Raw genomic sequence first — 11,289 nt, 5'->3', positions numbered from 1 at the left:
ACACCCGTCCGATTCGCTGCCACACGGTCGAGCGATGTCGCGCAAAATGCCGTATCGGCGACACGACCACGACCGCATGCGCGACACCGCCGCCAGAGCTCGCGCGAACGGTTCGTCCGCGGGAGCGGTGACGACCACCTGCGCGACACCGTGGCCTGACGGGGGGCACCCGGGCAGGTGGGTGGGCCAGGCGGGTGGCACGCGGGTGGCACGTGGAGCGCGGGCGACGTCACGGGAGCCGGGTGCCGGCCTGCCAGACGCTGCGGACGAGGGGAACACCGGGCCGGTACGCGAGGTGGATGTGGCGTGGCGCGGCGAGCTGCACGAAGTCGGCTCGGGCTCCGGCGCGAAGCACGCCGACGTCGTCGCGGCGAAGTGCCCGGGCGCCGCCCGCGGTCGCCGCCCAGAGCGCCTCGGACGGGGTCATCCCCATGTCCCGCACGGCGACCGCGATGCAGAACGGCATCGAGCTCGTGAAGCTCGAGCCCGGATTGCAGTCGCTCGCGAGCGCGACGGTCGCCCCCGCGTCGAGCAGGCGGCGCGCGTCGGGGTACGGATGCTTCGTCGAGAACTCGACCCCGGGAAGCAGGGTCGCGACCGTGTCGGACGAGGCCAGCAGCGAGACATCCGTGTCGCTCAGATAGGTGCAGTGGTCGACCGACGCCGCGCCGAGCTCGACCGCGAGCGCGACGCCCGCGCCAGGACCCAGCTGATTGCCGTGCACGCGCACGCCGAGGCCGGCCGCGCGTCCGGCTTCGAGGACGCGGCGCGACTGTGCCTCGGTGAACGCGCCGCGTTCGCAGAAGGCGTCGATCCAGCGCGCGTGGGGCGCGCACGCGGCGAGCATGTCGCCGACGACGAGGTCGACGTAGGCGTCGGCGCCGCCCGCCTCGGCGAACTCCGCCGGCACCACGTGCGCGCCGAGGAACGTCACCTCATCGGTCACCTCGCGGGCCAGTCGGACGAGGCGCTCCTCGTCGTGCACACGCAACCCGTACCCCGACTTGATCTCGAACGTGGTCGTGCCCTGCGCGTGCATCTCGGCCACGAAGGTCGCGAGCCGGTCGCGCAACTCGTCGTCGGTCGCGGCGCGCGTCGCCGCGACGGTCGACCGGATGCCTCCCGCCTCATACGCCTGCCCCGCCATGCGGGCTGCGAACTCGTCGGCGCGGTCGCCGCCGAACACGAGGTGCGTGTGACTGTCGACGAAGCCCGGGATCACCGCATCGCCGCCGAGGTCGACCACGTCGACGGCCGCATCCCAGAGTGCCCGGTGCTCGTCGCCGTCGCGGGCATCGTCGCGCGCTCGGCCGGGCCCGAAGTCGGCGTGCGGGCCGCGCGCTCGGTGGCCGCCGGCTCCAGCGTCGCCGGGTCCGCGCCGGTGTCGACCTGCGTGTTCGGCGGCCTCCGCCGCGCGACCGACCGGGCCGACCCACGAGACGAGTCCGTCCTCGACGAGGACCGCCGCGTCGCGGACGATCCCGAGGGCACCGCCTTCGCGCCCCGGCGTCGGGTCGTTCGTGACGAGCTCACCGATGCCCGTCAGGAGCATCCGCTTCACGCCGCCGTCATCGCTCACGCGCCGCTCCTCCCGACCGTGCCCACCCGCGTCCCCGCGGTTCCTTGCTCAGGAGGAACGACGCGGCACGCCGGCCGAGCGGCATCCCCGTCGGCGTGTCGGCCCGTTCTTCCTGAGCAAGGAATCGGGGCTCGTGCTGCGCAAGGAATCGAGGACGTGGGGGGACGGCGGACGCGTGCATGCGACGGGCCGGCTCACGCATCGCGCATCGGTACGCGGAGGCCGCGCTCGCGCGCGACCTCGACCGCCCGGTCGTAGCCGGCGTCGACATGCCGCATGACGCCCGTTCCCGGGTCGTTCACGAGCACCCTCGCGATCTTCTGGGCCGCGAGGTCGGTGCCGTCGGCGACGACGACCTGCCCGGCGTGGATCGACCGGCCGATGCCGACGCCCCCGCCGTGATGGATCGACACCCACGTCGCACCCGACGCGGTGTTCAGCAGCGCGTTGAGCAACGGCCAGTCGGCGATCGCGTCGGAGCCGTCGGCCATGGCCTCGGTCTCTCGATAGGGACTCGCGACCGACCCGGCGTCGAGGTGATCGCGCCCGATCACGATCGGCGCGCTCAGCTCGCCCGACGCGACCATCTCATTGAACCTCAGTCCGGCGAGGTGCCGTTCCTGATAGCCGAGCCAGCAGATCCGCGCGGGCAGTCCCTCGAAGTGCACCTGCTCGCTCGCCTGCGAGATCCAGCGCCGGAGGTGCGCGTCCTCTGGGAAGAGCTCGACGATCGCGCGGTCGGTCGCGGCGATGTCTGCGGGGTCGCCCGAGAGCGCGACCCACCGGAACGGCCCCTTGCCCTCGGCGAACAGCGGCCGGATGTAGGCGGGCACGAAGCCCGGGAACTCGAAGGCCCGGTCGAACCCGCCCAGCGCGGCCTCGGTGCGGATCGAGTTGCCGTAATCGAACACCTCGGCTCCGGCGTCTTGGAACCCGACCATCGCCGCGACCTGCTTGGCCATGCTGCCCCGAGCCCGTGCGGTGAACCCGTCGGGGTCCCGCGACGCCTCGGCCTGCCAGTCGGCGAGGGCGACCCCGACCGGCAGGTACGAGAGGGGGTCGTGCGCGCTCGTCTGGTCGGTCACGATGTCGACCTGCAGGTCGCCGGCCCGGTGTCGGATCAGCAGCTCGCCGAAGACGAGCGCGGCGTTGCCGACGACCCCGACCGACCGTGCCGCACCATCGCGCTTGGCGGCGACGACCCGGGCGATCGCGTCGTCGAGGTCGGGCGCGACCTCGTTGAGATAGCCGTGCTCCACCCGCCGGCGGAGGCGCGACTCGTCGACGTCGACGATGAGCGCCGCGCCGCCCTGCATCGTCACCGCGAGCGGCTGGGCGCCGCCCATGCCGCCGCAGCCCGCGGTCAGCGTCAGTGTTCCGGCGAGGGTCGCGCCCGAGACATCCGTCGCCCCGCGCTTCGTCGCGAGCGAGCGCGCGACGGCGCCGAACGTCTCGTAGGTGCCCTGCAGGATGCCCTGCGTGCCGATGTAGATCCACGAGCCGGCCGTCATCTGCCCGTACATCGTGAGGCCCAACGCCTCGAGTCGTCGGAACTCGGGCCACGTCGCCCAGTCGCCCACGAGGTTCGAGTTCGCGATGAGCACGCGCGGCGCCCACTCGTGCGTACGGAACACGCCGACGGGCTTGCCCGACTGCACGAGCAGCGTCTCGTCGGCCTCGAGCGTCTCGAGCTCACGGACCATGGCGTCGAACGCCGGCCAGCTGCGCGCGGCCTTGCCGGTGCCGCCGTACACGACGAGGTCTTCGGGCCGCTCGGCGACCTCGGGGTCCAGGTTGTTCATGAGCATCCGCAGTGGCGCCTCGGTCTGCCAGCTCTTCGCGGTGAGCGTGCTGCCGCGCGCAGCGCGGACGGTTCGGGGTGCTCCGGTGGTCATGCGACGATGCTCGCGCAGGCGGCGTGGGCCGGCAATGGATGCCTCGGTCGCGGCGTCTGGGATCCCGGACGCCTGCCTGCTCGGTGGTCAGCCGAGGGCGATACCACGAGCGGCGAGGAACGGTTTGGCATCGACCGCGACGCCGCCGAGCCGCACCTCGAAGTGCAGGTGGCACCCGGTCGACGCACCCGTCGAGCCGACGGCGCCGATCAGCTGCCCGGCCTCGACGCGCTGGCCCGGTGAGACGAGCACGCCACCGTCTTTCAGATGGGCGTACCCGGTCGACACGCCGAGGCCGTGGTCGAGCAGAATCCAGTTGCCGTAGCTGCCGTTGACGCGCGCCTCCAGCACGATGCCGCCGGTCGCGGCGAACACCGGCGCACCGCAGCTCGCGGCGATGTCGGTGCCGCGGTGGAACTCGTTCACACCGGGAACCGGCTTCTCGGGCCGCGGGCCGAACTCATCGCTCGTGCGCCCGCTGACCGGCAGCGACCAGCCCTGCTCGCTCAGCTGCCCCGAATCGGATGGCAGCGAGTCGATGAGCTCCACGCTCGACGCGGCGACGCGGGTCTGCAGTCCCGACAACTCGGCGCGCGCCTGCGTGACGGTCGCCTCGGTGGCCCGGACGTCCTGTTGACGCTCTTCGACCGGGACGGCGTCGACGTCGGCCCAGGCGGAGAGCGCGCGCTCCTCGGCGGCCTCGGCCTTCGCGTCGAGTCGCTCGGCGAGGTCGAGCAGCTCGTCGGCCTCACCCTCGAGCTCGGCCATGCGCGCCATGCCGCTGAGCCCGGCGAGCAGGTCTTGCCCGGCGCCGTAGGCCGCGGCCATCGACGCATTCGCGGCATCACCGCTGCGGTCCGCCGTCAGGTACGCCCGCCCGGCCTCGTCGGCCTTCTCGCGAGCGTCGGCGGCCACGCCATCGAGCTGGAGCGCCGTGGTGCGGGCCGCGGCGCGATCGGCCTTCGCCGAGGCGAGGGCGGCCTCGGCGCTCCGGAGCGCGAGCGAGGACTGGTCGAGGGCGGTCCGAGCGGTCAAGAGACCGGCCAGTCCCGGGTCGGGGCTCGACGCGATGCGCAGGACGGGGCCGTTGCCGATGAGCACCGGCGCTCGGACGGGAGCCGGCGCGGGCGCCGCTGGCGCCGGCGCGGGCGACGGGGTGCCGGTCGGCGGGGTCGTCGGCGGCGGCGTGGTCGGTGGCGGGGTCGTCGGTGGTGGATCCGTCGGCGGCGGATCGGTCGGCGGAGGGTCGGTCGGGGGCGGGTCCGTGGGTGGCGGATCGGTCGGCGGTGGGTCCGTCGGAGTTGGCGGCGGGTCGCTCGGCGTGGGCGGATCGGTCGGCTCGGACGACGGCGCCGGCGTGGTGGGCGTCGGCTCCGAGGTGGGGGCGGCCGTCGCGGGCGGCGTCGTGGGCGGCACCTCGGCGGCCTGCGCGGGTGCCGCTGCGCCGAAAGCGAGCACGAGTGCGGCGAACCCGGCCGAGAGCACCGTGCACTTCCGCCGGACGGAGTTCGCCCGGCGCGGAGTCCTGTGCGTTCGTTCGTTCGACGACATCGGGTATCCGTCCGTTGCCGGAGAGGGAGTCAGCCGACATCGCTGTCAGCGCACTTTGCTCCGGCAGGCCCTAGTTTGGCATCGACCCCAGGCGTGCACAACAGCTCTGCGCGAAGCATGTGGTCGATACGGCGATCGATAATGGTATGTGAGTATATCAGACGGTCGCGGATGCCGCGAGCACGGCATCCGAACGCACCAGCTCGACCACGGCCTCGATCTCGGGCGCGAGGAAGCGGTCGGGACCGGGGCCGCCGCCCGAGGCATCCGTCACCATCGACGCGACCACCCCGGTCGCCGGGCCCGCGCTGAGCGGCGTACGGAGCGCGAGCCCGCGCGCGGCCGTCATCAGCTCGATCGCGAGCACCCGCGTGAGCCCGTCGATCGCGCGCCTGAGCTTCCGGGCAGCGGCCCACCCCATCGACACATGGTCCTCCTGCATCGCCGACGACGGGATCGAGTCGACCGAAGCCGGCACGGCCAGGCGCTTCAGCTCGGAGACGAGCCCAGCCGCCGTGTACTGCGCGATCATGAGGCCCGAGTCGACGCCGACCTCGTGCGCGAGGAAAGGCGGCAACCCCTGGTTGCGCGCCGGGTCGAGGAACCGGTCCGTGCGTCGCTCGCTCATCGAGGCGACATCCGCGACCGCGATCGCCAGGAAGTCGAGCACATACGCGACCGGCGCGCCGTGGAAGTTCCCGTTGGACTCGACGCGGCCGTCGCGCGTGAGCACCGGGTTGTCGATCGCGCTCGCGAGCTCGGCGCCGGCGACGGATGCGGCGTGCTCGACCGTGTCGCGCGCCGCACCGTGCACCTGCGGCGCGCAGCGCAGCGAGTAGGCGTCCTGCACGCGCGTGCATTCGGGGCCCTTGTGGCTCGCGACGATCGGCGAGCCGGCGAGCAGACGCCGCATGTTCGCCGCCGAGACCGCCTGGCCGCGCTGCGGCCGGAGCTCGTGCAGGTCGGCCGCGAACACCGCGTCGGTGCCCATGAGGCCTTCGACGCTCATCGCGGCGGCCAGGTCCGCCGTGTTCAGCAACGCCCGGAGGTCGTGGATCGCGAGGGCGAGCATGCCGAGCATGCCGTCGGTGCCGTTGATGAGCGCGAGCCCCTCCTTCTCGGCGAGGCGCAACGGCGCGATGCCCGCGTGGTCGAGGGCGGTCGCCGCGTCGGTCAGCGCGCCGGAGGCGTCCCGCACCTCGCCCTCGCCCATGGCGGCGAGCGCGCAGTGCGCGAGCGGGGCGAGGTCGCCTGAGCAGCCGAGCGAGCCGTACTCGCGGACGACGGGCACGATGCCGGCGTTGAGGATCGCCGCGTAGGTCTCGGCGGTCTCGCGCCGCACCCCGGTGCGGCCGGTCATGAGGGTCGAGAGCCGCAGGAGCATGAGGGCGCGCACGACCTCACGTTCGACCTCGGCTCCGGCGCCGGCGGCGTGCGAGCGGATGAGGCTCGCCTGCAGCTGGCCGCGGCGGTCTGCGCCGATGAAGGTCGTGGCGAGCGCGCCGAACCCGGTCGAGATGCCGTAGTGCGGCTCGGGATCTTCGGCGAGCGCCTCGATGGTCGCGCGAGCCGCGGCGACCGCGTCGAGTGCGGTCGTGTCGAGGACGACGGATGCTCCGTGGCGGGCGACTGCGACGACTTCGTCGATCGTGAGCGGGCCCACGCCGACGGCGACGGGCGCCGGAACCTGAGACTGAAGCGTTCGCATGCATCGATCTCATCGCGCGAGGGTCTCGGCGGGAACGCGTGCGGGTAGGCTTCCGTCCGGTATCCCGGACGGCGATGGAGAGGGGCGTCATGCCCGGCGAACGATCGAAGGTGCCTGCGGCCGACCAGACGCTGCAGATCCTCGCGCACCTCGCGGCGCAGCGCGGTCCCGTGCCGGCGGCCACCATCGCCACGGCGCTCGGCCTGCCGAGGTCGTCGGTCTACCACCTCCTCGCCGTGCTGCAGGAACGCGGTTTCGTCGTGCACCTCCCCGAGGAACGCCGGTACGGACTCGGCGTCGCGGCGTTCGAGCTCTCGAGCGGCTTCAGCCGTCAGCAACCGCTGACCCGGCTCGGCCGGCCGCTGGTGGCCGCGCTGGTCGACCGTGTCGGTGAGAGCGGGCATCTCGCGGTGCTGCACGGCCGGGACGTGCTGTACCTCGTGGAGGAGCGCGCCCCGCGCAGGCCCTCGCTGGTCACCGACGTCGGCGTGCGTCTGCCGGCGCATCTGACCGCGACCGGCCGGGCCATGCTCGCCGCGCTGCCACCGGCGCAGCTGCGCGCGCTGTACCCGGACACGCCCGCGTTTCCCGAGCGGACCGGCGGCGATGATGGGGGTGAACCGTGGTCGTACGGTCGGCTGAAGCGCCTGCTCCAGCAGGTGCGGGCCGATGGGCGCGCGAGCGAGCACGGCGAGGTCACCCCCGGGCTCGCGTCGATCGGCGCGGCCGTGCTCGACCATGTCGGCTGGCCGGCCGCGGCGATCGCCGTCACCTTTCCCGAGGACACCGCGCGCGGCGCAGTCGACACCATCGCCGATGAGGTGCGCGAGGCCGCTGCGACGCTCAGTCGGCGGATCGGTGCGCACGCCTGACGGCGGCTGCCAGGTTCTGCACACCCGACCGCGCTAGCGTGCTGAGCGGCGCGAGATCCCGGCGTGCCGCGCGTCATCCTCGCGGATGACCGCGGGTCGCTCGGGTGTCGGATGCCTCGGGGGCGAACCAATCCGTAGCATCGACGGAGAGCACCCGACGATGCCCGCCGGTGTCACCGCCGCGCGCGCCGACCGCCTGGACCGCCGACCCCGACCCCCGGAGCCGACATGACCGCCCTCGTCACCGCCACCACCGATCACGGATTCACCGGTCTCACCGGCTTCGCCGCCGACGTGCTCACCGCACTCGGTGACATCGGCGTCGGCGTGCTCGTGTTCGTCGAAGTGCTGATCCCACCGATCCCGAGCGAGGTGATCCTGCCGTTCGCGGGCTACCTCAGCCAGGCCGGGGAGCTGAACCTCGTGTGGCTCATCGTCTGGAGCACGCTGGCCTCGCTGCTCGGCGCGCTCGTCTTCTACGCGCTCGGGGCGTGGATCGGCCTCGAGCGAGCCATCCGCTGGATCGCCTGGACCAGGCTGGTGAGCCTCTCCGACCTCGAGGCCGGGGCGCGCTGGTTCCACAAGCACGGCCAGTGGTCGGTTCTGGTTGGGCGCGTGGTGCCGGGGGTGCGGAGCCTGATCTCGCTTCCGGCGGGCGCCGACCGCATGCCCCTCCTCATCTTCTGCCTCTTCACCGCGATCGGCTCGGGCCTGTGGAACGGGCTGCTGATCGGCGTGGGCGCCGCCCTGGGAACGCAGCACGAACTGCTCGACGAGTACCTGAAGTACCTCGACTACGTCGTCTACAGCGCCATCCTGATCGCGCTCGCCGTGCTCATCATCCGGCGCTACCGCGAACACCGTGCCCTCACGCGGCGCACCGCGGCGTCCGACGACGCCGACTGACTCGTCAGGTCGGCTCACCCGGGCGGATCAACCCTGATTCGTACGCGGCGACCACCGCCTGCACCCGGTCCCTGAGGCCGAGCTTGGCGAGCAGTCGCGTGACGTGCGCCTTGACGGTCGCCTCGCTCAGGAACAGCTGCTGTGCGATCTCGAGGTTCGATCGGCCCTTCGCGAGGCACAGCCACACCTCGCGTTCGCGCGGGGTGAGGTCGGCGGGGCCGGGGTCCGCCGCGTTCGGCGGCGGGGCCTGGATGTAGCGCTCGATGAGCCGCCGTGTGAGCGCGGGTGCGAGCAGGGTCTCGCCCTGCGCGACGATGCGGACCGCGTCGATCAGTCGCTCCGGCGGCGCATCCTTGAGCAGGAACCCGGACGCACCCGCCCGGAGGGCGCGGTACACGTACTCGTCGAGATCGAACGTCGTGAGGATGAGCACCTTCGGCGGATCGGGACGGCTGACGAGGGCCTCGGTCGCCGCGATGCCGTCGAGTCCGGGCATGCGGATGTCCATGAGCACCACGTCGGGCCGGAGCGCGACCGCGGCATCGATCGCCGCGTGGCCGTCGCCGGCCTCGCCGACCACCCGGCAGTCGGCCGCCTGGAGGAGTCCGACGATGCCCGACCGCACCAGGGCGTGATCGTCGACGACGAGCACGGATGGGTCGGCGCCGGCGGTCATGCGCCGGCCTCCAGCGGCATCGAGAGTCGCACGAGCCAGCCTCCTTCGGGTCGCGGCCCCGCGTCGAGCGTGCCGCCGTAGACGCGCGCGCGCTCGGCCATGCCGGGCAGGCCCTGGCCGCTTCCGGCGAGTGGTTCATGAGCGGATGCCTCGGGGCGAGGCCGACCGTTCTCGACGACGGCTTCGACGGTGCTGCCGCGGCGACGGACCGTGACCGCGACATCGGCGCCGGGCGCGTGTCTGCGCACGTTCGTGAGCGACTCCTGCACGACCCGGTAGACCGCGAGTGCGTGGCCGTCGCTGAGCCCGTCGCGCGAGGGGTCGCCCTCGAGCGAGGCGTCGACCTCCAGGGAGCATGGGTGGCCGAACGCCTCGGTCTCGGCGACGAGCTCGGGCAGCTGCGCGATCCCGGGCTGGGGGTGGTAGAGCGCGGGTTCCTCGCGGAGCACGCCGAGCAGGTTCCGCATCTCGCCCAGGGCCTGTTGTGCGGTACGCCGGGTGAGCTCGAGGTGCTCGCCGGCCCGTTCGAGATCCTTCGGCAGGAACCGCTGTGCCGCGGCGGCCTGCAGTGCGATGATCGAGAGCGCGTGCGCCACGATGTCGTGCAGCTCCCGTGCGATGCGTTCGCGTTCGGTCGCGACGGCGTCCTGTGCGAGCTGCGCCGAGCTTCGCCGGGCCTCGTCCACCGCCTGGGCGCGGTGTCTGACGATGCGCCCTCCGGCCCATGTCGCGCCGACGAAGAAGACGAGCAGCACGGTTCCGGCGGCGTCGACACCCGCACCGAAGTAGCCGAGTGCGTTCGCGGTGAGCATGGCCGCGATCGGCACCACGCCGACCAGCGCCGCGAGCCACCACGGGGCGACGCGCTCACCGACGGTGAAGGTCGCGATCAGCAGGCTCGGGAACGGATTGAATGTCGCATCCGGGCCGGCGAAGCTCGCGTGCACGATGAGCGCGGCTGCGACGATCAGCATCACCGTGATCGGCAACCGCCGCCGCACCGCGAGGGGCAGCGAGATCGTCAGGGCGAACGCGAGCTGCGTGGCCGGCGCGGTCGACGGGATGAGGAGGGCCTCGATCGTGGCCCACGCGGCGACCACGCCCGCGATGGCGAGGTCGAGCGGATTGGTCCACGCGCGCCGACCGGCGGGCCGGTCTCCGGCCGGGGATCGGCCTCCGACAGCTGAAGCGGACCGTGACGTCACGTCTCGATGCTAGGGCGCGGTACGCCGCCGGGGAATGCGACGAAGGTCGAAGATCCCGGCCGACGTTCGTCGGCGGGGCGTGCCGCCCTCCGGCCGCCCGGAAGCCTCCGAACGGCGCCGGAATCGGCGACTCGCAGTCGATGTCTGCGGTGGTCGACGAACCATAGCGTCGTCCTCGTTCGGCCGCCGTGGCCGATCGCACCAGACCGTCAGCGATCCGAAAGGCATGCTCGTGTCCACCAGCTCCGCACCCCAGCGCACCGCGTCCGTCGTCCCGGGAGCGGCCTTCCCGCGTGAGGGCCGTGTCATCAGCCTCGTCACCGACCGGCTCGCCGGCTCGGCCGCCGTCGTCGCAGGTGTCCTGTCGCTCGCGACCGGCATCGTGCAGGCGCTCGTCCCGCAGACCGTGAGCGACACCATCGACCCGCACGTCCGCGTGATCCTCGCCGGGTTCACCATCAGCCTGTGGGCGCTCGCGGTCATGTATCTCGGGCTCGCCCGGCACGCCCGCTCGAGTTGGGGCGCCGTGGTCGCCGCGATCGGCACGACGCTGCTCACGGTCGGCACCATCAGCAGCGCGGTCAACGGTGCCGACCTCGAGTTCTTCCCGGCGGTCGCGATGGCCGCGAACGGGTTGTGGCTCATCGGCGGCATCGCACTGTGCGTCTCGCTGATCCGCGCGCGCCGGGTCAGCGTGTGGGTCGCGCTGCCGCTGCCGCTGCTGCAGCTTCCGCTGCTGTTCTTCTCGCAGTTGGGCGGCGGCACGGTCGCTGGCCTCTACCTGCTCGCGCTCGGCGTGATCCTCCTCACCGGCCGGATCGCGTCACGCGCGCACCGCACCGCCCGCTGACGCCACACCGCGAGCCGGCCCCGACCGCCCAGCGGTCGGGGCCGGCT

9 protein-coding genes are annotated in these 11,289 nt (G+C 72.9%); 3 read left to right on the top strand and 6 right to left on the bottom strand.

The window, feature by feature from the left end; translation table 11 throughout:
- Positions 1-229: 229 nt before the first annotated feature.
- The 4 genes from hutI to hutH all read right to left on the bottom strand — a co-directional run bounded on the left by hutI (position 230) and on the right by hutH (position 6,733).
- Positions 230-1,561, bottom strand: a complete 1,332-nt coding sequence (gene hutI / locus QU602_RS15800) for an imidazolonepropionase (RefSeq protein WP_308800199.1) — start codon at positions 1,559-1,561, stop codon at positions 230-232.
- 212 nt (positions 1,562-1,773) lie between these two features.
- Positions 1,774-3,474 (bottom strand): urocanate hydratase, encoded by a 1,701-nt coding sequence (hutU, locus tag QU602_RS15795; protein ID WP_308797412.1) that lies wholly within the window; start codon positions 3,472-3,474, stop codon positions 1,774-1,776.
- Positions 3,475-3,561: 87 nt separating this feature from the next.
- Positions 3,562-4,959: a M23 family metallopeptidase gene (locus QU602_RS15790; RefSeq protein ID WP_308797411.1), complete on the bottom strand. Its 1,398-nt coding sequence runs from the start codon at positions 4,957-4,959 to the stop codon at positions 3,562-3,564.
- A 223-nt stretch (positions 4,960-5,182) separates the two neighbouring features.
- Complete coding sequence (hutH, locus tag QU602_RS15785) at positions 5,183-6,733, bottom strand: histidine ammonia-lyase (protein WP_308797410.1); 1,551 nt, start codon at positions 6,731-6,733, stop codon at positions 5,183-5,185.
- Between the two features lie 89 nt (positions 6,734-6,822).
- Between hutH and QU602_RS15780 the strand changes: the two genes are divergently transcribed.
- On the top strand, positions 6,823-7,605 hold the full coding sequence (locus tag QU602_RS15780) for an IclR family transcriptional regulator (RefSeq protein ID WP_308797409.1): 783 nt from the start codon (positions 6,823-6,825) through the stop codon (positions 7,603-7,605).
- A gap of 228 nt (positions 7,606-7,833) precedes the next feature.
- The gene (locus tag QU602_RS15775) at positions 7,834-8,511 is read left to right on the top strand and encodes a DedA family protein (RefSeq protein ID WP_308797408.1); all 678 of its coding nucleotides are present in this window, start codon (positions 7,834-7,836) and stop codon (positions 8,509-8,511) included.
- Between the two features lie 4 nt (positions 8,512-8,515).
- Here the strand turns inward: QU602_RS15775 and QU602_RS15770 are convergent, their stop codons facing one another.
- Positions 8,516-9,187, bottom strand: a complete 672-nt coding sequence (locus QU602_RS15770) for a response regulator transcription factor (protein ID WP_308797407.1) — start codon at positions 9,185-9,187, stop codon at positions 8,516-8,518.
- Positions 9,184-10,392: a sensor histidine kinase gene (locus QU602_RS15765; protein ID WP_308797406.1), complete on the bottom strand. Its 1,209-nt coding sequence runs from the start codon at positions 10,390-10,392 to the stop codon at positions 9,184-9,186. Before QU602_RS15765 ends, QU602_RS15770 begins: the two co-directional genes overlap by 4 nt.
- Positions 10,393-10,624: 232 nt before the next feature.
- On the opposite strand from QU602_RS15765, the gene QU602_RS15760 reads away from it, so the two are divergent.
- The gene (locus tag QU602_RS15760; RefSeq protein ID WP_308797405.1) at positions 10,625-11,242 is read left to right on the top strand and encodes a hypothetical protein; all 618 of its coding nucleotides are present in this window, start codon (positions 10,625-10,627) and stop codon (positions 11,240-11,242) included.
- The last annotated feature ends 47 nt before the right edge of the window (positions 11,243-11,289 follow it).

Origin of the sequence: Agromyces protaetiae (assembly GCF_030866785.1) — a bacterium.
Taxonomy (GTDB): domain Bacteria; phylum Actinomycetota; class Actinomycetes; order Actinomycetales; family Microbacteriaceae; genus Agromyces; species Agromyces silvae.
The sequence above is the reverse complement of the archived record's forward strand: the minus strand, read 5'-3'. Positions and strand labels throughout refer to the sequence as shown.